Annotated in this window: 18 protein-coding genes, 2 tRNA genes and 1 CRISPR repeat array; of the genes, 4 read left to right on the forward strand and 16 right to left on the reverse strand. The window is 67.2% G+C overall.

Annotation, left to right across the window (positions count from 1 at the left end):
• Positions 1–4 precede the first annotated feature (4 nt).
• The 6 genes from glyS to DKG74_RS09540 form a co-directional block, all read right to left on the reverse strand.
• The gene (gene glyS / locus DKG74_RS09515; RefSeq protein WP_109905074.1) at positions 5–2,068 is read right to left on the reverse strand and encodes a glycine--tRNA ligase subunit beta; all 2,064 of its coding nucleotides are present in this window, start codon (positions 2,066–2,068) and stop codon (positions 5–7) included.
• A complete protein-coding gene (locus DKG74_RS09520; RefSeq protein ID WP_109905076.1) occupies positions 2,068–2,961 on the reverse strand; it encodes a glycine--tRNA ligase subunit alpha in 894 nt (297 codons plus the stop codon). The genes glyS and DKG74_RS09520 overlap by 1 nt, the downstream gene beginning before the upstream one ends.
• A gap of 115 nt (positions 2,962–3,076) precedes the next feature.
• Positions 3,077–3,313 (reverse strand): hypothetical protein, encoded by a 237-nt coding sequence (locus DKG74_RS09525; protein WP_109905078.1) that lies wholly within the window; start codon positions 3,311–3,313, stop codon positions 3,077–3,079.
• 12 nt (positions 3,314–3,325) lie between these two features.
• Positions 3,326–4,174 (reverse strand): S49 family peptidase, encoded by an 849-nt coding sequence (locus DKG74_RS09530; RefSeq protein WP_109905080.1) that lies wholly within the window; start codon positions 4,172–4,174, stop codon positions 3,326–3,328.
• Between the two features lie 60 nt (positions 4,175–4,234).
• Entirely contained in the window at positions 4,235–4,978 is a 744-nt protein-coding gene (locus DKG74_RS09535) for a tRNA1(Val) (adenine(37)-N6)-methyltransferase (RefSeq protein ID WP_109905082.1), read from the reverse strand.
• Positions 4,975–5,217, reverse strand: coding sequence for a putative signal transducing protein (locus DKG74_RS09540; RefSeq protein ID WP_109905084.1), 243 nt, complete (start codon positions 5,215–5,217; stop codon positions 4,975–4,977). The genes DKG74_RS09535 and DKG74_RS09540 overlap by 4 nt, the downstream gene beginning before the upstream one ends.
• 114 nt (positions 5,218–5,331) lie before the next feature.
• Between DKG74_RS09540 and DKG74_RS09545 the strand changes: the two genes are divergently transcribed.
• The 4 genes from DKG74_RS09545 to DKG74_RS22410 all read left to right on the forward strand — a co-directional run bounded on the left by DKG74_RS09545 (position 5,332) and on the right by DKG74_RS22410 (position 10,983).
• The gene (locus DKG74_RS09545) at positions 5,332–6,381 is read left to right on the forward strand and encodes a polyprenyl synthetase family protein (protein WP_243404082.1); all 1,050 of its coding nucleotides are present in this window, start codon (positions 5,332–5,334) and stop codon (positions 6,379–6,381) included.
• 61 nt (positions 6,382–6,442) lie between these two features.
• A tRNA-Pro gene (locus tag DKG74_RS09550) sits at positions 6,443–6,519 on the forward strand.
• Between the two features lie 627 nt (positions 6,520–7,146).
• The gene (locus tag DKG74_RS22405; RefSeq protein ID WP_165837615.1) at positions 7,147–8,781 is read left to right on the forward strand and encodes a calcium-binding protein; all 1,635 of its coding nucleotides are present in this window, start codon (positions 7,147–7,149) and stop codon (positions 8,779–8,781) included.
• Between the two features lie 567 nt (positions 8,782–9,348).
• A complete protein-coding gene (locus tag DKG74_RS22410; RefSeq protein WP_109905090.1) occupies positions 9,349–10,983 on the forward strand; it encodes a calcium-binding protein in 1,635 nt (544 codons plus the stop codon).
• A gap of 46 nt (positions 10,984–11,029) precedes the next feature.
• Here DKG74_RS22410 and DKG74_RS09565 read toward each other — a convergent pair whose 3' ends face one another.
• The 10 genes from DKG74_RS09565 to DKG74_RS09610 all read right to left on the reverse strand — a co-directional run bounded on the left by DKG74_RS09565 (position 11,030) and on the right by DKG74_RS09610 (position 22,928).
• A complete protein-coding gene (locus DKG74_RS09565) occupies positions 11,030–11,641 on the reverse strand; it encodes a YqaA family protein (RefSeq protein WP_109905092.1) in 612 nt (203 codons plus the stop codon).
• Positions 11,642–11,714: 73 nt separating this feature from the next.
• A complete protein-coding gene (locus DKG74_RS09570; RefSeq protein WP_109905094.1) occupies positions 11,715–12,488 on the reverse strand; it encodes an MBL fold metallo-hydrolase in 774 nt (257 codons plus the stop codon).
• Between the two features lie 165 nt (positions 12,489–12,653).
• Positions 12,654–14,817: direct repeats of the CRISPR family, unit length 31 nt; unit sequence GTTCCAACTCACGCCCCCGTGAGGGGGCGAC.
• Between the two features lie 171 nt (positions 14,818–14,988).
• Complete coding sequence (gene cas2, locus DKG74_RS09575; protein ID WP_109905096.1) at positions 14,989–15,276, reverse strand: CRISPR-associated endonuclease Cas2; 288 nt, start codon at positions 15,274–15,276, stop codon at positions 14,989–14,991.
• Between the two features lie 9 nt (positions 15,277–15,285).
• Positions 15,286–16,317, reverse strand: coding sequence for a type I-C CRISPR-associated endonuclease Cas1c (cas1c, locus tag DKG74_RS09580; protein WP_109905098.1), 1,032 nt, complete (start codon positions 16,315–16,317; stop codon positions 15,286–15,288).
• 1 nt (position 16,318) lies between these two features.
• Entirely contained in the window at positions 16,319–16,936 is a 618-nt protein-coding gene (gene cas4, locus DKG74_RS09585) for a CRISPR-associated protein Cas4 (RefSeq protein WP_109905100.1), read from the reverse strand.
• A gap of 18 nt (positions 16,937–16,954) precedes the next feature.
• Entirely contained in the window at positions 16,955–17,836 is an 882-nt protein-coding gene (gene cas7c, locus DKG74_RS09590; RefSeq protein ID WP_109905102.1) for a type I-C CRISPR-associated protein Cas7/Csd2, read from the reverse strand.
• Between the two features lie 5 nt (positions 17,837–17,841).
• Positions 17,842–19,695 (reverse strand): type I-C CRISPR-associated protein Cas8c/Csd1, encoded by a 1,854-nt coding sequence (cas8c, locus tag DKG74_RS09595; protein ID WP_109905104.1) that lies wholly within the window; start codon positions 19,693–19,695, stop codon positions 17,842–17,844.
• Complete coding sequence (gene cas5c / locus DKG74_RS09600; RefSeq protein ID WP_109905106.1) at positions 19,692–20,363, reverse strand: type I-C CRISPR-associated protein Cas5c; 672 nt, start codon at positions 20,361–20,363, stop codon at positions 19,692–19,694. Before cas5c ends, cas8c begins: the two co-directional genes overlap by 4 nt.
• An 81-nt stretch (positions 20,364–20,444) precedes the next feature.
• On the reverse strand, positions 20,445–22,724 hold the full coding sequence (cas3, locus tag DKG74_RS09605) for a CRISPR-associated helicase Cas3' (protein WP_109905108.1): 2,280 nt from the start codon (positions 22,722–22,724) through the stop codon (positions 20,445–20,447).
• 114 nt (positions 22,725–22,838) lie between these two features.
• A tRNA-Ser gene (locus DKG74_RS09610) sits at positions 22,839–22,928 on the reverse strand.
• Positions 22,929–23,080 lie beyond the last annotated feature (152 nt).

The raw sequence follows: 23,080 nt of genomic DNA on the forward strand, positions 1-23,080 counted from the left end.
GACCTTATCCCTCGATACGCGCGAAATCGGCGATCCCGTCCAGGGCACCGCGGATTTCCGCCAGCAGCTTCAGACGATTGACGCGAAGCGCCGCATCGTCGGCATTCACCGTCACCTTCTCGAAGAAGGCATCGACGGGGTTACGCAGCAGCGCGAGCGCCTGCATGCATTCGGCGAAACCCTCTTGCCGCAGCGCCGCCAGCGCCAGCGGCATCGCCTCGTCGAGACGGGCGCCCAGCGCCCTTTCTTCCTCGGCGGCGAAGAGGCTCCGGTCGGCCGGGCCCTGGTAACGCGCGCCGTCCTTCTTCTCCTCGATGCGGAGGATGTTGGAGGCGCGGCGATAGGCGGCGAGCAGATTGCGCCCGTCGTCGGTATCGAGCAGGGATTTCAGCGCCGAGACCTTGCGCACCAGCCGGGTCAGGTCATCCTCGGCGCCGGTGCCGAGCACGGCGTTGATCAGATCATGGGCGACGCCCTGATCCTTCAGCGAGACCTTCAGCCGGTCGTGGAAGAAGTCGAGCAGACTGTCGGCGACCGCGCCGAACAGCGGACGCAGCGGCAGGCGGAGGCCATTCTCGACGATCAGGCGGATGACGCCGAGCGCGGCGCGGCGCAGGGCGAAGGGATCCTTCGAGCCGGTCGGCTTCTCGTCGATGGCGAAGAAGCCGGTCAGCGTGTCGATCTTGTCGGCGAGGGCGACCGAAACCGCGACGAGGTCGGACGGGCATTTGTCGGACGGGCCCTGCGGCTTCCAGTGGTCGGCGATGGCCTCGGCCACCACCGTGTCCTCGCCGTCCTTCAGGGCGTAGTAACGCCCCATGATGCCCTGGACCTCGGGGAATTCGCCGACGACGTCGGAGACGAGATCGGCCTTGGCCAGCAGGGCGGCGCGGGCGGTCTTCTCGGGGTCGGCGCCGATCACACCGGCGATCCGGACGGCCAGCGCGACGATCCGCTTCACCTTCTCGCCCAAGGTGCCGAGCTTCGCATGGAACACGATGCTGTCCAGCTTGCCGACACGGGATTCGAGGGTCGATTTCAGGTCCTGATCCCAGAAGAACTTGGCGTCCGACAGGCGCGCGCGCAGCACGCGCTCGTTGCCCGCCGCGATGGCGGCACCGCCGTCCTTGGCCAGCAGATTGGCGACGGTCAGGAAGCGGGGCGCCATCTTGCCGGTCACGGGATCGCGCAGGGCGAAATACTTCTGGTTGGCCCGCATGGTCGAGGTCAGCACCTCGGCCGGGACTGCCATGAAAGCGTCGTCGATCCGGCCCATCAGCGGCACCGGCCATTCGACGAGGCCGGCGACTTCATCAAGGAGGGCAGGATCGGGAGTCACCTCGAGGCCCGCCTGCGCGGCGATCTTCTCGGCGTCGGCCCAGATGATCTTTTTCCGCTCCTCGGGGTCGATGATGACATAGGCGGCGCGCAGCTTGGCCTGATAATCGGCGAAACCGCTGACCTCGAAAGTCTCGCGGCCCATGAAGCGGTGGCCGGCGGTGACATTGCCGGCCTTGATGCCATGGCCGGTGTCGTCATTGCGGGCGAGGCTGAAAGGCACCACGTCGCCGCCGAACAGGGCGATCACCGTGTGGATCGGCCGTACCCAGCTCAGTTTCGACGATTGACCGTCGGCCTCGGCGCCCCAGCGCATGGATTTGGGCCAGGGGAAATTCCACAGGGCGCCGGTCAGCAGCTCGGCGATCACTTCGGTGGTCGGGCGGCCGCGCCGCTCGATCTCTGCGATATAGAAACTGCCCTTGGGGGTTTCCTGGACCTGCAACGCCTCGCGGGCGACGCCGGCCGAGGTACAGAAACCGGCGATGGCGGCTTCCGGCGCGCCGACGCGGGGGCCGCGCCGCTCTTCCCGCAGGTCGGCCTGCGCGGCGTCCAGATCCTCGATCACGACGGCGAGGCGGCGCGGGGTGGAATAGGCGCGGGCGGCGCCGAACTTGAGGCCGAGGGCGGTGAGGCCGTCGGTGAAGATGCGTTTCAGGTCGTCGGCGGCCTTCACCTGCATCCGGGCGGGGATTTCCTCGGAACGGATTTCGATCAGAAGCTCGGGCATCACTTCGCCTCCTGACCGGCAACGCCCTGGGTCGCGACCCAGGCTTCGCAGCAGCCCTTGGCGAGGGCGCGCACCCGGCCGATATAGGCGGCGCGTTCGGTCACGGAAATCACCCCGCGGGCATCGAGCAGGTTGAACAGATGGCTCGCCTTCATGCACTGGTCATAGGCGGGCAGAGGCAAGGCCTTCGAAAGGAGGGCGGCGCATTCGGCTTCCGCGTCGCGAAAATGCTGGAACAGCACCTCGGTGTTCGCGTGCTCGAAATTATACGCCGAGAATTCCTTCTCGGCCTGCAGGTAGACATCGCCATAGGTGACGCCCCGGCCGTTCCAGTCGAGGTCATAGACCCGCTCCACGCCCTGCACATACATGGCGAGACGCTCGAGACCATAGGTGATCTCGCCGGCCACGGGATCGACGTCGATGCCGCCGACCTGCTGGAAATAGGTGAACTGGGTCACCTCCATGCCGTCGCACCAGACCTCCCAGCCGAGGCCCCAGGCGCCCAGCGTCGGGCTTTCCCAATCGTCCTCGACGAAGCGGATGTCGTGATTGTCGACGTCGATGCCGAGCGCCTTCAGCGAACCGAGGTAGAGGTCGATGATATTGTCCGGGCTCGGCTTCAGGATGACCTGGAACTGGTAGTAGTGCTGCAGCCGGTTCGGGTTCTCGCCATAGCGGCCGTCCTTCGGCCGGCGCGACGGCTGGACATAGGCCGCGTTCCACGGCTTGCGGCCGAGGGTGCGCAGCGTCGTCGCCGGGTGGAAGGTGCCCGCGCCGACCTCCATGTCGTAGGGCTGCATCAGGATGCAGCCCTGCCGGGCCCAATAGGTCTGAAGGGTCAGGATGAGGTCCTGGAAGGGCGGGGCTTTCGCCGCCGTCTGCGCCGACATGAGATGGGCTACCTGAACAAGGCGTGAAGGTGGCCGCACGTTAATGACGCGCCCCCCCTCGGGTCAACCCTGCCCTTCGGCGGCGCTCCCGCCCGGTGAGCGCATGGCGGGGCTGTCAGGTCCGGTTGGTCGGGCAGTCGGGGACGGCGCAGGGCTGGCCGGCGGCGTTATAGGTGCCGCAGGCCGGGCAGCGCACCATGTCGTCCGCCTCGATCACCGGGGCTTTCTTCGGCGCTTGCGGCGGCACTTCGGCGGCTTTCTTGCCCTTCGGGAGAAGGGCGCGCTTGATCGAGACGTAAGCGAGGCCAAGGGCCAGCAGGATGGCGAAGGCCTTGACCAAGAGGCCGAGCATGACCGAACTCCCCTAGAGACCGAAACGGGACCACAGGCCCCGCGCCTCGACCGTCGACAGCGCCTCGCCCGCCAGACCACCCTGTCGGGTCAGCAGGCGGCCGAGGCCGAACATACGCTTCTTCGGCGCGATCGGCACCAGCCGAACCTTTTCGCCCAGTTCCGCCTTCAGGGTCGAGCGAATCTCGCCCAGCCCGTCGATCAGGCCGAGTTCGAGGGCGCGGCGCCCGGTCCAGACGTCGCCGGTGAAGAGATCGCCCGCAGGCTGCTTCAGGCGCAGGCCCCGGCGGCCGGTGACCATGTCCTTGAAGATCGTGTGGATATCGGCCTGCAGGCTCTTCAGATGGACGATGTCGTCCGGGTTTTCCGGCAGGAAAGGGTCCAGCCGGTGCTTGTTGGCGCCAGCGGTATAGATGCGCCGCTCGATCCCCAGCTTGTTTATGGCCTTGTCGAAGCCGAAACCGCCGGAAATCACCCCGATGGAGCCGACGATGGAGGTCGGATGGGCGATGATGCGGTCGGCCGCCAGCGCCAGCATGTAGCCGCCCGAGGCCGCGACATCCTCGCAGAAGGCATAGACCGGCACCTTCTTCTCTTCGGCGAGCAGGCGGATGCGCTCGTGGATCAGGGCCGACTGGGTGGCCGCGCCACCCGGCGAATTGATCACGAGGGCGACCGCCGACAGGGGCTTTACCCGGAAGGCGCGGTCGATCAGCCCGGCGGTGCCGGCGATGGTCAGGCCCTGGCGCAGGCCCCCCATGGCGCCGATCACCCCTTCGAGGCGCAGCACGGCGACAGTGGGCGGACGCTTGCCGCCCAGGAAGGACGGCAGCAGGCGGCGGAGGGCGGTCGAGATGGACATGGGGTGAACATGGGGTGCGGGCGGCGCCGGCTCAAGCCTTATCCGTCAGCGCCGCTCGCGTCAGATCAGGACGCCGCCGCCGCGCAGGATCGCCTCGGCCTCCGGGGTGAAGGCGCCGTCGGCGGCGTGCAGGACGAGGCCGGGGCGCAGCCGCGCCGGGGTGCGCCGGCCCAGCCGGCCGCTGACGATGACGCGCCGCGCCTCCGCCCCCGCCTTCGGCCACAGGGGCAGGATTTCGATGGCGCCGAGTCGGGGCGCGATCAGCGCCAGAATTTCGGGCAGGCGGTCGGCCCGGTGGATGACATGCAGGCTGCCCCTGGGGCGGAGGGCGCGGGTCGCCTCGTCCAGCCAGCGGGCGAGGTCGGCGCCGCCTTCCATATGGGCATCGCGCCGGCTGTTCGCCGGGGCGGTGCCGCGACCCTGTTCGAGATAGGGCGGATTGGTCATCACCGCGTCGAAAGCCTGGCGGGGCAGGCCATCCTCGACCGCGCGGCGCAGGAAGCTGCAGCGGCCCGCCATGTCGTTCAGCGCGGCGCTGCGCTGGGCGAGGGCGAGGGCATCCGCGTCGGCATCGAGCCCGGTCAGGGCGAGGTCCGGCCGCCGCCAGCCGAGGCACAGCAGGGCGGCCCCGCTGCCACAGCCGAGGTCCAGCACGCTGCCGCCCTCGGGCGTGGCGACCGAGGCGGCGAGCAGAACCGGGTCGATCGCCGCGCGATAGCCATCGGCGGGCTGCAACAGGCGCAGGCGCCCGCCCAGCAGCAGATCCTCGGTCACGGTCTCGGGGGGTGTGGCGCCGCTGGTCATGGCCACAGACCGGCGTCCTTCTCGCGCAGCTCGTGGCCAAGGCCCGCCTCGGTCAGCAGGCGGCGGGCCTGTGGCAGATCGTCATCCGCCACCATCAGCCGGCGCGGCACCATGCCGATCGAGCCGTCGATGACGGAAGAATGCGAATCGAGGACGAGAAGGCCGATTCCCTCCGCCTTCAGCACGCTGTCGACGAAAGAAATCAGCACGAGATCGTTGGTCCGGATCAATTCCTGCACCGGGCGGCCCTTCGATGGGTTAAACGGGGGGCGGGGGCGCCGCACCGCTGCGGTTGACCGCCCTCTTGGGGCGCTCCTATGCTGCGTCCGCATCTAACCGGCAGGAGCATGGGTTTGGGCGTGGTCGTATCATTGGAAGAGGGGCGGGACAAGAACGCCCCGGGGGATGCTCCGGACAAGGCACCGGCCAATGCGCTCGAAGTGTTGCTGCGTCTCGTCGCCGAGGATTTCGCCAAGGTCGATACCGAGATCCGCACCCGCATGGTCTCGGACGTGCCGCTGATCCCGGAACTCGCCGGCCATATCATCGCCTCGGGCGGCAAGCGCCTGCGCCCCGTGCTGCTGATCGCCGCCGCGCGGCTGTGCGGCTACGAGGGGGAGCGCCACATCCGCCTCGCCGCCTGCGTCGAATTCATCCATACCGCGACCCTGCTGCACGACGATGTGGTCGACGAATCGGCGCTGCGCCGGGGCAGGGCCACCGCCAATATCGTCTGGGGCAATCAGGCCAGCGTCCTTGTCGGCGATTTCCTGTTCAGCCGCTCGTTCCAGCTCATGACCCAGGACGGCTCGCTCGCCGTTCTGTCGATTCTCTCCGAAGCCTCGGCCATCATCGCCGAGGGCGAGGTGATGCAGCTGACCACCGCCAATAATCTGGCGACGACCGAGGACGACTATCTCCAGGTGATCGCGGCCAAGACCGCCGCGCTCTTCGCCGCCGCGACCCGCGTCGGCGCCGTGGTCGCCGGCCGCCCGGCCGATGACGAACTGGCCCTCGCCGACTATGGCCGCTATCTCGGCATCGCCTTCCAGCTGATCGACGACGCCCTCGACTATCAGGCGGAGGAGGCGACGCTGGGCAAGACCGTGGGCGACGATTTCCGCGAAGGCAAGATCACCCTGCCCGTCGTCCTTGCCTTTGCCGCCGCCGACGAGTCGGAGCAGGCGTTCTGGCGCCGCTGCATGGAACAGCGCGACCAGGCGGACGGCGATCTCGAGACCGCGCTCCGCCTGATGCGGAAATACGACACGCTGGACGCCACCGTCGACCGCGCCCGCCACTACGGCAACATGGCGCGCGCCGCCCTCGCCCGCTTCCCTGACGGGGAGTACCGCCGCGCCCTCGAAGGCGTGATCGACTTCTGCATCGAGCGGGCCTATTGAGATTTCTGAAACAGAGGCTTGAACAGGGCCGGGCACGGTGCTACAAGGCCGGCCTCCCGGTCGGAGTGTAGCTCAGCCTGGTAGAGCACTAGCTTCGGGAGCTAGGGGCCGGAGGTTCGAATCCTCTCACTCCGACCAATCTCTTCACAGAGATTACATGCAAGGCCGCCCTCGGGCGGCCTTTCGCATTTCTGGGCCACTCAGGCTCTTGAGGCCATTCTCGATAATGTCGCCGCCGGCGATCGAAGCGCCTGCCGCGCGACCTGTCCCCACCTGCGCCGAGCCGTGCCCCGACTTGACCGGTGTGGCGTCGGGTCCCCGATCCGCTCTTCCGTCTGATCTTCGGGCGTCTTGTCCGCTGCCGGCCCCGTGGCGCCGAGGGTCTTCAAGTCGGTCGCCGCGGGCGATGCCCAAAATGGGTCATTCGCACCATTCTTGAAGTAGTATTGTAGAACAGATCGGATTGCTCCTTGAAGGCGTGCGCCCATAATGGGCGGATTCCGATAAGATTCGAGATGGGAATCCTCGGAAGACGGCAGAGATCGACGATAAAATGCCGCCATGGCTGCGATTTATTCGAAGAATCATGGTTCGTCTGGGGGGCAGCGGCGGGGCTGCTTGGGGAGGCACGGGCAAATCTGCTGATTTTTACTATTCAAAAAATCATAAAGCTTGATACAGACTGTAGGTCATGGCGTGGGGGCGGCCAGGCAAAATGGTGCCAAGGCCGGGCATCGCGCGCCGAAACGATCTCAGGGGCTGATGATGGCGACTTTCTTATCCACCGTGCCGGTCGACATGACCAATTTCCATCTGCAGACCGCCGGTGCCACGCGCGTCCCGCTGATCGGGATCGGGTCGGCGGCTTACGAAAATTCGTTGACGATGACCGCGTTCAACTTGGTTGGCGTCACCTTGTCGTCCACCCCTATGTCGGTGACGGGCACGGTAGAGAGCATCTACGCCTATCCTTCCCCCGCCTCGCCGCAGCCAGTGGCGCCGGCAGGGACCGTGGTGTCGCTGACCGGTCTTTCGGTCGATAGCGCTGTCGCCGAAGCCTTTCTCACCGCCACGTCGCAGGCGACCTCGCTCGCCTTCCTGAGTTCGGTTCTTTCGGGTGACGACACGATCTCCGGCTCGAATTACAACGATACGCTGTTCGGCGGCGCAGGCGCGGACTCGATCTCCGGGGGCTTGCTGGGGACCGACACCGTCACCTATTTCAACTCGACCGCTGGTGTCTTCGTCAGCCTCGAGACCGGGCTCGGCGCCCGCGGCGATGCCGAGGGCGATAGCCTGTCAGGCATCGAGAATCTGGTCGGTTCGGATTATGCCGACAGGCTGGTCGGCGACGCCGGGGCCAATGTGCTCAACGGCGGCGCTGGCAACGACGTGCTCATCGGCGGCGGCGGTGGCGACACGCTGAACGGCGGCGATGGCGTCGACACCGCCAGCTATGCGACCGCGGGCAATTCCGTGTCGGTCGACCTTGCGGACAGCAGTCAGAATCAAATGTTGGCCCTGGGCGATGTGCTGACGGGCATCGAAAACATCACCGGCTCGCTCTACACGGATTTTCTGTACGGCGACGGCGGCAACAATCGTATCCAGGGCCTCGATGGCGACGACTTTCTATATGGTCGGCTCGGCAACGACACGTTGATGGGCGGCGCCGGCGACGACACGATCAGCGGCGATGACGGCGACGATTCCCTTCAGGGCGGCGACGGCGTGGATGATCTGGCGGGCGGCGAGGGCAATGATCGCCTGAACGGCGGGGCCGGCGCGGATACCATGACGGGCGGCGCTGGCAACGACAGCTACACGGTCGACGATTTCCGCGACCTCGTCATCGAGGCGGCGGATAGTGGCACCGATCGCGTGACGTCGTCCGCCTTCTTCTACACCCTGACCGACAATGTCGAGGTGCTGATCCTTGCCAGCGGCGCGGCCGTCGGTAGCGGCAATGCGCTCGACAACACGGTGAAGGGCAATGCCTCCGGCAATGAACTCTACGGTATGGCCGGGGTCGACACGCTGAAAGGGATGGAGGGCAACGACACGCTCGTTGGCGGCGCGGGTAACGACCGTCTCTATGGCGGTGCCGGCAACGACAGATTCGTGTTCAACGGTCCTTCAGACGGTGTCGATCGTATCGCGGACTGGGAAGACGGCGACTCGATCGTTCTGAACGTCGGGGCCTTCGGCCTGGACGGCATCACCGTCGTCAGTGGCACCGATGCTTCGAGCCTGACCACCGATGGCGTGTTCTACAACACCTCGACCGGCCGGGTTTACGCCTATGACGCCGATGCCGACACGCTGACCTACTTCGCCGTGATCGCGAACAAGCCGGCCGCTCTCGATGCCGGCGACATCAGCGCCATGCTGATCGGCTGAGGCTCGGGCGGGCGGGCGGGGCGATCCCCCGCCCGCCCGACAAGAACCCCGCGTATCGGCACCGCCGCCCTGTGTCGCGACATGATACGGAAATGCGGCTGGAGCGGTGGAATGCCGGTCCATGGGCCACGGGGGAGGGGGAAGCCCTCCCTCAGCCGCCAGCAATTCCTGTCGGCGGTTCCGGGCGGCCCATGTCCGAGCGACAGGGATTGCCCGATGGTCGCCCCTGGCTATCGTCACTCACCATGATCTGAACGGCGGGATCGCGAGGCCCTGTCCCCGACCGTGCGACCGAGACCGCCCATGGCATCGAAAGGATGCCGTGTCTTCGCGGCTCATGCGAGTAAACCAGGAATGTGACGCGATCAGAGGCGCGGAAGCCTACCGGCGACTGTTTACGTCTGGTTAACAAATAGCGGCTGGGCGCATTATTTTTGCATTCATCCGTTATGGTTGAATTTGTTAAGGAATGGGCTGCCATAACCCTTGTGTGCGGAGGTGCTTGGTAAAGAGCCCGAAAGGGGCCGCGCCGAGTGCCACCTGACGAAATCCACATAGGGGCAAATCATGGCGACGTTTACGTCTTCGGTGCAGGTCGATCTGACCCATTTCGAGAATGTGACGACTGGTGGAGCCTACATCCCGTTCCTCGGCTCGGGGGTCGCGTCGTTCTACAACTCCCTCACAAATGTGTCCTTCAATGCGGTTGGCCCGACAGTCTTCAGCCTGATCGGGAGTGCGACGGGTATCGCGACGGATATCCATGTTTATGACGGTGCTCCGATGTTCGTGGCGGGGATGCCCGCGGGCACGACGATCTCCCTGACGGGTATCGCCGCCGATATGACCGATGTGACCAGTTTCCTCACGTCGACGACGTCGATGGCCTCGCTCATGTTCCTGGCCGGTGTGCTGACCGGAGACGATATGATCACCGGCTCGTCCTTCGACGATGTCCTGATCGGCGGCCTTGGCGCCGATACGATCAACGGCGGCATCGGGGTGGACACGGTGTCCTACTTCAATTCGATGACCGGTGTGTTCGTCAGCCTGTCGACCGGGTTGGGCGCGCGCGGCGAGGCCCAGGGCGATGTGCTCACCGGCATCGAGAGCATCGAGGGTTCGAGTTTCGCCGACAAGCTGGTTGGCGATGCCGGCATCAATGTGCTGACCGGCGGCGACGGTGACGACCAGCTGATCGGTGGTGCCGGTGCCGACCAGCTGATCGGCGGCTTGGGCAACGACACGGCCAGCTATTCGACGGCAACATCTGGTGTCTTCGTCGATCTCTTCCTGGGGAGCGGCAGCTCGGGCGATGCGTTGGGGGACGCCTACATCAGCATCGAGAACGTCACGGGGTCGGCCTACATGGACTCGCTGTCGGGCGACGGCGGTGACAATCGCCTTCAGGGGCTCGATGGCGACGACACACTCATGGGCCAGGGAGGCAACGATACCATCCTCGGCGATGCCGGCGCCGACACGCTCATCGGCGGTGATGGCGACGATGTGCTGCAGGGCAGGGCCGACGATGATTTCCTCTACGGCAATGACGGCGCCGATCGCCTGATCGGCGGCACTGGCGCGGACACGATGTCGGGCGGTGTCGGCAACGACATCTATGAAGTCGACGACGTCGGCGACAGTGTCTCCGAAGCTTCCGGCGAGGGCACCGACCGTGTCATTTCTTTCCTCTCGGACTATACCTTGACCGACAATGTCGAAGTGCTGGTCCTGGGCGCGGGGGCCGGCAACGGCACGGGCAATTCGGCCGCCAACACGATCAAGGGCAATGGCGGCGACAATGTGCTGTCGGGCGGCGACGGCGTCGACACCCTCCAGGGCTTCGACGGGGCCGACACGCTGATCGGCGGCGCGGGCAACGATCGTCTCTATGGCGGCGCCGGCAACGACACCTTCGTCTTCAACGGGCCCGCGGGCGGTGTCGATCGCATCGCCGACTGGAATGATGGCGATGCGATCGTCATTGATACCCTCGCCTTCGGCATCGACGTCTCGGGCGGCCTCAGTGTCGCCAACGGCACCAGTCCGGCGGGGCTGGTGTCCGACTGCGTGTTCTACAACACTTCAACCGGCCGGGTTTACGCCTATGACGCCGACGTCGACACGCTGACCGCTTTCGCCGTGATCTCGGCCAAGCCGGCTGCCCTCGATATCACGGACGTCTTCGTCATGGTCTGAAGGATGGGCGGGCAGGGGGCGCCGCCCCCGCCCGCCGCACCGCCGGTCAGAGCAGGGCGAAGGCGGCGAAACCCGCCGCCACGACCAGAACGCCGCCGATCAGCATGGCCAGCTTGTGACGGGCGATGATCGCCCGCGCCTGCGGACCGAAGGCGTAGAACAGCCAGGCGACCAGCAGGAAGCGGGCCCCGCGCGTGATCGCGCAGGAAACGACGAAGGTCAGCAGATTCAGTTCGGCCACGCCGCTGGCGATGGTCACCAGCTTGAAGGGGATGGGCGTCAGGCCCTTCGCGACGATGATCCAGCCGCCCCATTCGGCGAAACGCTGCTGGAACGACAGCATGGCGTCCTGCAGGTGATAGAATTCCACGACCGATTTGCCGATCGTCTCGTAAAGCCCAAAGCCGATGGCATAGCCGGCAAGGCCGCCCAGCACCGACGCGGCGGTGCAGATCGCGGTTGCCAGCCAGAACCGCTCCCGCTTCGCGAGGACGACGGCGGCCAGCACCGGATCGGGCGGGATCGGAAAGAACGACGCTTCCGCGAAGGAGACGACCGCCAGCAGCCACAGACCATGCGGGCCGGAGGCCAGCGCCACCGCCTTGTCGAGCAGCGATTTCTTCTTCGCCGGCGGGGCGGCTTCGGTGGTGCTGGTCATGCGGCTTTCCTGTCGGGGCAGAGCGGCCCCTTATGCCCCGATCAAGGCGAAAGGGCCAGCCCGGGTTCCCGTGTCAGCGGCGCCAGGCCAGATACTGGTCGCACAGATCGACCAGCCGCTCCCTGCCGAAACTCGTGTCGTGGCCGGCGTGCACGATGCTGACCGGCAATTCGCGCAGCCGCTCCATGGTGCGGATATAGGTCGGGATGTCGGCGCCCTTGATGAGGTCGAGCAGGGGGCCGTCATAAAGCGCGTCGCCCGAGAACAGGGTGCCTGTCTTCGCTTCCCACAGGCCGATGGAACCCGGCGAATGGCCGGGCAGGTGCAGCACCTCGAAGGCGCGGTCGCCAAGGTCGATCACGTCGCCCTCGGTCACGATTTCGGTGACGACCGAATCCTGCACCTGATAGGCGGTGGCGTCATAATCGGCCGAGGGGATCGCGGTGATCAGGTCGCCGGAGAAGGGATAGCCCATCTCGGTGAAGGTCCGGGCGAAATCGGGGCCGAGCACGGATTCCAGCAATCCGCCCCGGTCTGCCGGATGGCGGAGGTTCTCGGCCTCCAGTTCGTGAACGATGGTGCTGTCGAATTCGTGGTGGCCGCCCACATGGTCGATGTGGGTATGGGTGGCGACGGCGCTCACCGTCTTGTCGAGAAGGTCGCGCGCGGCCTCGCGCAGCGACGCGACGCCCATGCCGGTATCGACGAAAAGATCGCGGTCGCGTCCGCGCACATGCCAGATATTGCAGCGCATGAGCGGGACGACATGGGGCTCCCACAGCAGGGTGATGTCGTCGGAGATGCGCTTGCGCTCGAACCAGCGGTCGGCGATGGGAAGAAGACTCATGACAGGGTTCCCGATCGGTTTTGCCGATCCTCGCCCGCCGACGCTCCGGGGGCAAGGGTCCGCGGCCCCGCTATCCGGACCGGTGCCCGCGCCGCCAACGGTCCAACACAGGCGCTCGCGCAGGAGCGACGGCTCGTCCAAGGGCAATCTCCGCACCCTGACAGTGTTCCAACTCACGCCCCCGTGAGGGGGCGACGATGTAATGATGATGCGGATCTAGCGTAATCGTCCCGTTCCAACTCACGCCCCCGTGAGGGGGCGACCCCGATACTCGCCGATCTGCTGGCCGTCCCGGCTGAGGTTCCAACTCACGCCCCCGTGAGGGGGCGACATCTGGACTTCGAGAGGGCCGGGCGCGCCGGCCACGTTCCAACTCACGCCCCCGTGAGGGGGCGACGGCCTTTGCCGATTGGGCGGGGCTGGCGCTCGAAACCGTTCCAACTCACGCCCCCGTGAGGGGGCGACCCGATATCCTCGCGCGTCGCCCGCGCCTCGACCGGTTCCAACTCACGCCCCCGTGAGGGGGCGACAGTGCCTTCGCCACCTTCTTCCGCAAGGGTGCCGTTCCAACTCACGCCCCCGTGAGGGGGCGACACATCCCACGTCCACTTGCCCCCGATCTGGGGGAGTTCCAACTCACGCCCCCGTGAGGGGGCGACGCAAGACCCGCATGACGCGCGCGATCCGTCAGGGTCTGTTCCAACTCACGCCCCCGTGAGGGGGCGACAGCCTCGACAACGATATCGCCAAGCACTGCTGGCTGTTCCAACTCACGCCCCCGTGAGGGGGCGACAGGTTTCCGGTTGCGGTGCCGAGACTCGTCAATGTCGCCCGTTCCAACTCACGCCCCCGTGAGGGGGCGACTCGCCGCGAAGGCGCGCAACGACGAGAACATGGCAGTTCCAACTCACGCCCCCGTGAGGGGGCGACAATGGCGGTCAGGGTGACCGCCAAGGCCGCGTGGTTGTTCCAACTCACGCCCCCGTGAGGGGGCGACCAGCCGAGGGCCTGGACGAGCTCAAGGGCTTCCTCAAGGTTCCAACTCACGCCCCCGTGAGGGGGCGACTAATGGCGGTCAGGGTGACCGCCAAGGCCGAATTGTTGTTCCAACTCACGCCCCCGTGAGGGGGCGACTACCAGGCGCCCCTGACCGGGCGCCTTTTTTCATGGGTGTTCCAACTCACGCCCCCGTGAGGGGGCGACGCGACGGACTGCATCCCCTCGAGCACACCAAGGATGTTCCAACTCACGCCCCCGTGAGGGGGCGACGCCATCGCCGCCGCCAGCGAAGGCGGTTCCCCCATTGTTCCAACTCACGCCCCCGTGAGGGGGCGACGTACCTCATATAGATGCCAGCCCGAGTCTGGACGAGGTTCCAACTCACGCCCCCGTGAGGGGGCGACGGGGACGGCCGTGAGCTGGGCCGTGTCCATCGCGGTTGTTCCAACTCACGCCCCCGTGAGGGGGCGACATGGTCGATGGTCATGTCTTCGCCGGCCGCCAGGTGGTTCCAACTCACGCCCCCGTGAGGGGGCGACCGATGCGCAGGACCTCGCCGCGCTCGGTCATGGTGAGTTCCAACTCACGCCCCCGTGAGGGGGCGACTGGCGCAGCCTCTGCAGTCTCTCCGGCGCCTGCCTTGTTCCAACTCACGCCCCCGTGAGGGGGCGACAAGCGATGCGGTCCGGGGCTGTCGACAGTTACGAGTTCCAACTCACGCCCCCGTGAGGGGGCGACCCTGATCGCGGCCCAATTGTCCGCCGTCATGCCGCCGTTCCAACTCACGCCCCCGTGAGGGGGCGACACGATCAGCTTCGAGCCCGGGCGCGTACCCGCCCCGTTCCAACTCACGCCCCCGTGAGGGGGCGACTGCAGTGTTATTCAAGTAAGCGGCTCCGCCGCAGGGTTCCAACTCACGCCCCCGTGAGGGGGCGACACCTGCTTGTCGGGGCAGGCCATTGCTGGTTCCCCCGTTCCAACTCACGCCCCCGTGAGGGGGCGACCTACTATGGCGTGGCTGGGCAGGTCGACTGGCTCAAGTTCCAACTCACGCCCCCGTGAGGGGGCGACATCCCACGACCATTTGCCCGAGACCTTCGGCACGTTCCAACTCACGCCCCCGTGAGGGGGCGACTCCGCCGACCGCAGACGGTGCCCCGGGCAATCCAGTTCCAACTCACGCCCCCGTGAGGGGGCGACGATAGCGCGGCGGCGATCCTCTTCGGCTTTGAGGTTCCAACTCACGCCCCCGTGAGGGGGCGACACGCAGGACGTCGAGCCGGATTTCGCCGAACTCGTGTTCCAACTCACGCCCCCGTGAGGGGGCGACCCCGACATCATAACCGCTTGGAGGCATGGAAAAAATGGCTGCCGCTGCGCGAATGTCTGGCCGTGGTGTACTCGCGGGGCTGGTTTTCGGGGCGTTCGGGGCTGAGGCTGGCGGAATCGGGCGTGCGCGGATATCCCGGGGATTTCGCGACCGCTTGGGGTTCGCGCGCCGTCAGAGGATGAGGGTTCCGTCGGGATCGAGCGGGCGCCTTGCGCCGTGATGCTCGATGTGGCGGGCGCCGCTGCCCAGGAGATAGAAGCGCAGGGAGTCCCTTTCCGGATCCATGAGGCCGAGCAGGCGGCCGCGCAGCATCGCCCATTGCGCCGGGTCGACCTCGCATTCGAAGACCGAGAACTGCACCCTCACACCGTGATCCTGACAGGCTTTGGCGACATGGCGCAAGCGGCGGCGGCCGGCGGCGTCTGCGGTGGCGACGTCATAGGTGACGAGAACGAGCATCTCGTCGCTTCAGCGCGCGGCGAAGGGCGGGTAGGCGTCGAGGTCACCGCGCAGGCAGGCGGCGAGCAGGCGGGCCTGTTCGTGCCACAGGAGGCCGAGCAGCAGTTTCTCGCCCGTGAAGGGGTGGACCATCTCCTCGCGCTTCCGCTCCTGATAGGCGACGAGGACGGTCTTGCGCCCGGCCTCGTCCAGCAACGTCGCGCCGCCGGGCTCGACGCGGAAATCCGCCGCGCTCACCTGTCGCCGGTTGATCAGCGACAGCACGAGGCGGTCGGCGAACCAGGCCCGGAACTCCTCGACAAGATCGAGGGCGAGGCCCGGCCGCCCGGGCCGGTCGCGGTGCAGGAAACCGACGGCGGGGTCGAGTCCCACCCCTTCGAGGGCGGAGCGGGCATCATGGGTCAGCAACGTATAGACGAAGGACAGCAGCGCGTTGACCGGATCGGTCGGCGGCCGGCGCACGCGCCCGGAAAAACTGAAATCCGCCCCCCGGATCATCGCCCCGAACACGGCGAAATAGGCCGCGGCGGCCTCCCCCTCCAGCCCGCGCAGGGCATCGAGGGGCAGGTCTTTCCCGAGACTGCGCAGGCTGCGGCCCATGCGGTCGATCGCGCCCTCGATCCCGTTTACCGTCTCTGGCGGGCTCGTCGTCTGATGATCGCGCAGGAAGCGGCGCAGGACATGGCGCTGGTTCGCCACCTTGCCAATGATGATGGAGCGGGCGATGGCGGTGGCGCGCGCGTCCTCGCTCGCCCGGTATTGCGCCTTGCGCAGCAGGACATTGCCGCTGACCGGCCCTTCGGCCCGGGCGAGAAAGCGGCCGTTCTCGCTCAGCCAGGTGACGGTTACCCCGGCTTCGGCGCAATGGCCGAGCAGGGGCGGCGTCACCGTCACCCCGCCGAAGCACAGAATGCCGTCGACGCCATGGATGGGGATGAGCACCGGGGCGACGCCTTCCCGGCCCACGCGGATCGCCTCGCCCTGGCGCGACAGAAGGGTGCCCTGCGAGGTGATATAGAGCGTGTTGCCCAGGCGGCGCATGTCATGCTTCCTCGCGCAGGCGCTCGACCCAGCGCGCGGCGGAGGGCGCGGCCGAGAGCGTGGGACGGCAGATTTCGGCGAGCGAGCAGTTGCGGCACTTCGGCCCCGGCTCCGCCGCCGGTGTCCGGCCCGAGGCCAGCAGGGCGCGAAGTTCCGCCGCCGCCTGTTCGGTCCGGGCGCGCAGGGCGGGGGTGAAGGCCGTTGCCTCGCGCCGGCGCGGCTCGCCGTAGAACAGGGCGCCTTCGGGCACCGGCAGCCCCGTCATTTCCTCGATGCAGAGCGCCTGGGCGCAGAGCTGCACCCGGTCGGCGTCATGGGGCTTGGCCCGGCCCCGCTTGTATTCGACCGGAAAGGGCGTGTCGGAACCGGCCTCGAATTCGACCACGTCGGCATAGCCGACAAGGCCGAGGCGGCCACAGCGCAGGGGCAGGCTGCGAAAGGCACGGATGCCGGCACGCAGGCTCGTCTCGCCCCCGGTCACCCGCTCGTGCAGCAGATTGCCTTCGGCGGTCAGGCGATTGTCGGCCCAGGCCTGTTCGAGATGGATGAGCGCGCATTGCCGCGGGCAGAACACGAAATGCTGAAGCGCCGACAGGGGGATGAAGTCTTCGTCCTCCATCGCCCCCGGCCCCGCGGCTCAGACCGCGAAACGCTCGAGCGTGACCCCGGGCGGGATCGCCGCCTCGTCGATGCTCACCGTATAGTCGGCGAAGCCGCGCGGCACATCGTCCCGGCCGATGGCTTTCTCGACCTTCACCGTCTCGAACAGCTTGTGGGCCGGGGCGTTGCCGATCGCGCTGTCGTGCCGGAAGACATAGAGTCCCCTCGTGGCCATTTCCCCGCGCGAGGCGGAACGGTCGTGATCGAACATGGTCGCGAAGCCCTGCCACAACAGGGCGAGGTCTTCCTCGGAAAAGCCGGTCTTGCCCGCGAGATGGGGCGAGACGAAACCATGCACGCGGTAAAGGCCATAGGGTACGATCCATTTCTCGCCCATGGTCCTGTTGTCGCCGCGCTGCGCTTCCGCCTCCCGCGTCGTCGTCACCGCCATGCGGGTGATGGCGATGTTCAACGGATTGACCGGGTCGATCGACTGGCCGAAGGCGATCTGTACCGGGCCGCGCACCTGACCGGCGTTGAATTCCGTGGACATGACCGCGCCGAAGGTGCGGATGTCGAAGAAGGTTCGGCACATCCACTGGGTAACGGCCGTTGCCTCCTCCTCCTTCTTCGGGCGCTTGTTCTTCTCGTGCTCGACGTTCAGCGCGTCATAGGCGCGCTTGTGCTGGTCGTTCAGCACCGCGCGCTCGCGGACATAGATGTCGTAACCGGGCTCGCCCCCCTTCACCAGATCGACGAAGTTGCGCAGCTTGCGCTTCAGGCAGACGTCGGTCACGAGGCCGCGCCGGGTTTCCGGATCGACACGGGGCATGTTGCCCATGTCCGGGTCGCCGTTCGGGTTGCCGTTGGTCACATCGAACAGCAGGACGAAATCGACACGGTTCTGCAGGATCGTCATGGGTTTCAGTCCTCGCTGTCCGATTGCTGGTCCTCGGCCTCCGCCTCGCCTTTGGCGAAGCGGCTCTGCCGCTCGTGGTAATAGCCGATGTAGAACAGGCCCTGCTGATGCGGGTCCATCCGGCGGGGAAAACCGGCGGCGCCGTCGATCTTGGCCATCAGCTCGGCGATTTTCCGCGCGAGGTTGTGGGCCAGCCCGCCCTGGTCGCGCTTGGCCTTGCGCTCGTGTGCCTTCTCGAGCCCCAGCAGATAGGGAAAGACGGTGCCGGGCGTCGTCGAGGCCGCGCCGGCGAAACGGTCGCGGATCGTGGGCTGGTCCTTGCCCTGCCGGCCTCGCGAGATTTCCTGCATGTTCTCGAGCACGGCGAAGAGCCGGCCGAGGACATAGCCAATATCGTCAATCGACTCGTCGACGCTCATCGGTATCTCCGGCGTTCCATCCGCGCGGCGGCGGCGTTCGCTGTTGAGGACGGCCTTGATCAGGCCGACGCGGTTGGGCGTGAAGACGCCGTCGCTGCGCAGCCGGTCGAGCACCAGCGGCAGCAGGGATTGCGGATAGCCATGACCCGCCAGCACGGACCGGCCGAGATCGCCCACCAGCTTGTTCAGCCTGGCCCTGGTGCTGTCGTCCTGCCGCGGTTTGCCCTCGGCATCGCGGGGCAGGAGTTCGCGCACCAGATGCCAGAAGCTCGGCACATGGTCCGCCGTCGCCGGATCGGTGAAGAGAATGTCGCGGCAATGCTGCTGCAACCGCCCGACATAGTCGCCCAGCGTGTCGTGCAGGAAAAAGCGGATCTGCAGCCGCGCCGCATTGGGCGCCAGCGCCAGCAGATAGATGCGCACGCCCTGCGCCGGGCCGAGGTTCAGGTCGTCCACCCAGGTGCCCCGGGCGATGCGGGTCATGCCGGCGACGCCGCTGGCCGCGCCCCGCTCGGGCGAGACCGTGGCCGGCTCGTCGTCGTCATCGTTGTCGGGGGCCGTGAAGCCCGACAGGGCGCGGGCCAGTTCGACATCCGCCGCCGTTGCCTTGTCGGCGAAAACCAGCACCATCATGTCGCCGAGCGGAACCTTGTAACGGCTGTGCGGCCCGGTCAGGTGATTGAGCGCGGTCGTATAGGCGAAGGCGGCGCGGGCGCCGACCGGGGCGTTCAGGTTCTGGCTCTTGCCATAGGAGGTGAAGGCATCCTGGTTGAAGGAGACCAGTGCCGCCCCCGAACTCTGCGCCCCCGGCACGCCCTTGATCGCGGGATGGGTCAGGGCGATCGGCTGATCCTCCTCGCCCGTCACCAGGCACTGGCCGCGCGGGCCGTCCTGCTCGGCGGCCCGCTCTTCCCAGGCGCGGCGGATCGCCCCGATGTCGTGGACATAGCGGCCGGTGACCTCGTCCCGGAACACCAGCCAGCCGGTCGCCAGTTCCTCTGCCTTGTCCTTGAGGGCGGCGGCGGCATCCTCCGGGCGCCAGTGGGCGAAGAAGGCGAGCAGGCGCCGCGCCGCCGGCTCGTCCAGCCTGGCCAGAAGGCCCTCGTGCAGGGCCCTCGCCGCCTCGAAGGTCTTGCGGGCGCGTTCCGCGTTACCCTTGCCGTCGAAACCCAGCAGGTAACCGGCATTGTCGCACAGGAAACCGGCCGAAATGCCGACCGTGCGTTTCGGCGGCTGCGGCACGGTCAGCCGCGTGGGCACCAGCTTGGTCGCCTTGCCCCGTTTCTCGGGCGTCAGCAGGGTCAGGATGTCCATCAGGCGCCCGTCGGCGCCGACGGTCAGCGCGCCGACGACGGGCACCTCCGCGAAGCCGAAGCCGGGCAAGGGCTCATCGCCCTCGGCCAGCCGGTCATAGAGGCCGACGAGGCTGGACAGGATCATCGCCGACTCCCGAAGGGCAGCGGCGGCACGGCCAGCACGCCGTCGACCAGCTTGGCCGGGAAGAAATGCGGCTTCGGCCCCTCGGCCGCATCGAAGTCGATATCGTGCAGCATCCAGCCCAGCGGACGCTCGCCCCTCAGGCTCTGGTGCACCTCGAAGGTCTCGCCCTCGGCCACCGGCTCGAAATAGGCGGGAAACTCGCGGCAGCCGAAGCAGGGCATCTGCATGAACTGGCCCCTGGCGATGCGGCGCCGGGCCATTTCGGCGTGCTTGCCCGGATTGTCGTCGCGCCCGGCCCTCGGCGTCATGACGAAATGGGCGTCGATCACATAGGCAACGTCGCGCAGCAGCAGGGAGGCGCGTTGCTGCCGCTCCTCGTCGACGAAGAGGGACAGGTCCACATCCTCGCCCCGGGCGCCCTGGCGCGCCGTGGCATAGGGCAGTTTCTTGCCCACCTCGTTCCGGCGCAGCGTATCGAAGCGGATCGGCTTTAGTACGTGGATGCGGTCGATCACCCAGTCGATCGCCGGCTTCCAGTGGATCGCCTGCAGGATGCCCCGCGCCGCCGAAGGCGTCATCACTTCATAAGACACCCGCTCCGCCTTCATTTCCGGTCGCCCGAAAAGCGCGAAGTCGCCGAACACCTTTACACGCACCCCCGTCGCCATGCGTGTCCTCCGAATTTGATTCGCGAATTGATAGTATCAGCCCGCGAACGGGAATACAGCGTCGGACCAGGGCGTGTTCCCCTACAGCACATTGCCCTCCGACGACCTGACCCCCGCCAGATCGGGCCGGAAGCCGACCGAAATGTCGTAGGCGGGGCCGTCCGCCAACACGACGAAACGGCCCTCCGGGTCGTTGCGGGGATCGAGCACCATGGCGCCGCCGGCCTCGATCAGTTTCTGCCGGCTGAAGACGGAGACGGTGAAGGCCTGCAGCCGGCGCAACAGGTCGAGGGGCAGGCGGCGCGGCAGCACGGGGCTGGCCAGCGCGGCGGCGAGGCGGGCGATCAGTCCCCTGGCTTCGTCGTCGAAGGGCACGATCACCGGCTCGCCGCCGTCGTCGATCAGGCTGAACCGGGAGGCCACGGTGCGGAAGGGCAGGCAGTCGAGGCCCGGGGCCTTCGCCATGTCGGCCCAGCAACGGTCCCGATCCTGATCCTCGTTCAGGGTGAACAGGCGCTCGAAATAATTGTCGATGGCGGCGGGGCTCAGGGGATCGGCATGGTGGCGCAGCACTTCGGCGCCGAGGCCCGCCCGGCGGCGCAGGTCGGCCAGGGGTTTCGGGATCGCGTCCGCCCGGGTGGGATGGAAGATCGCCACATCGCCCAGGGTTTCGCCCTCGCCATGGCGATTGCAACGCCCCGCGGCCTGGGCGATCGAGTCGATGCCGGCCAGGGCGCGCCAAACGTGGGGAAAGCTCACGTCCACCCCGGCTTCGATGACCGTCGTGCTGACCAGACGACAGGGCAGCCCTTCGGTGAGGCGGCCCTTCACCTCGGCCAGCACCGCGCGGCGATGCGCCGGGCACATGGCGGCGCTCAGATGGAAATTCGCGCCGTCGGCGGTCAGGCCATTGAACAGATCCCGGGCATGGGCGCGGCTGTCGACGATGGTCAGGACTTGATGCGCCGCCATCATTTCGGCCACCAGGGTCTCGTCGTCGATGGCCCCCCTGTCGCGCACCGTCACCCGGCGAAAGGCCGCCGCCATGTCGCCGGTCATCGCGGCGGGGATCAGGGGCGCCGCCTGCGGCAGCCGGACCTTCAGCCCCGCGGTCCGGTCGAGACCGGGCAGGGTCGCGCTGCACAGAAGCAGGCTGGCGCCGTAATCCTGCACCAGCGCCTTCAGCGCGGCGAGACAGGGGGCGAGGCGGTCGATGGGCAGGGCCTGCGCCTCGTCGAGCACGATCACGCTGCGGGCGAGATTGTGCAGCTTGCGGCAGCGGCTCGGCCGGTCGGCATGAAGGCTGTCGAAGAGCTGCACCGTCGTCGTCACCACGACGGGCGCATCCCAATTCTCGGTCGCGAGGCGCAGGCGGCTGGGGCCGATACCCTCCTCTTCCCGGGAGGGCGGAACCTCCGCCGCCGAATGGTGCTCCAGCACCACATCGTCGCCCGCCTCCCGCAGCGCCTTGCGGAAGACGTCCGCCGTCTGCTCGATGATCGAGGTATAGGGGATGGCATAGATCACCCGGTCGAGACCATGGGCGGCCGCATGGTCGAGGGCGAAGGCCAGCGACGCCAGGGTCTTGCCGCCCCCGGTCGGTACGTCGAGGGTGAACACGCCGGGCTTCGATGGCGCCCCTTCCCGGCAGGCGGCAAGGATGCGGGTGCGCCAGCCGGCGATGAGGGGGGAGGCCGCGCCCCTGCCCATGCCCGCCATATGCCGCGCGAGCGCCTCCGAGAGGCAGGCCATTTGCCCCGCGGACGGATCGCGGCGCCGACGCCGGGCCTTGCCTTTGTCGTAGAAATGCTCGGTCGCCAGGAAGTCCGCGTCGACGAGACAGGAAAACAACATGCGGATCAGGAAGGCCCGCCGATAGAGATCGTCGCCGAGCCGGCGATCGTCCGCGAAGCCGCGAAAGGCGAGCCGTGCCGCTGTCTTCGTCAGCAGGGGCAGGTCGGCCTTCTCCCAGGCCTCGAACCCATCGGGCAGCCGTTTGTCGAGCCGGCGCAGGCGATCCAGCAGATCGCCGGCACCATCCCCACCATCCGGCAGGCCCGCGTGATGCCCCGCGATACCATAGGCCAGCAGGACGCCGACCTCAGCGCCGAAGACCCGGCGCGCCGCCCAGGCCCCGGGGGTGGCATGGTCGACACTGATCGCCGCCCCCTCGATGCGGCGCTGAAAAGCCGCCGCATATTTGCCGATGTCGTGAAGAAGACCGATGGCATGGCCAAGATCGTCGAGGCCGAAGGCCCTGGCGAAACGCGCGCCGAGCAGCGCCGTCCGGCGCAGGTGATCGGCCAGGGGCTCCCACAGGGCCTTATCCTGCCCTTCCCGACTGTGAGCATAGAACTTCACGGCGATGGCCCGTCTTCATCACGACCTGAAGTCGCATGATGCGCACAGTCGGATGCCGGCGCCAGCCAAAGCCTCGGCAGCCCGGAGAGACACGGATCGTTGCGGATCAGACGATGGCGGAGGGGATGAGATTCGAACTCACGATACGGTTTCCCGTATACACACTTTCCAGGCGTGCGCCTTCAACCACTCGGCCACCCCTCCGCAGGCCGGAGTCGGTTCGTGACCGTCCGGCGAGGGCGGCAATATAGCGAAGTCGCGGCGGGGCGCAACCCCATGTGCGGCAAAGGCCGGTAGGGGCTGGCCGCATTGTCGCCCCATTGTTGAGATTGTCTCCACCCCTTGCCATGATGCGC

The sequence above is a fragment of the Zavarzinia aquatilis genome (assembly GCF_003173035.1).
GTDB classification, from domain to species: domain Bacteria; phylum Pseudomonadota; class Alphaproteobacteria; order Zavarziniales; family Zavarziniaceae; genus Zavarzinia; species Zavarzinia aquatilis.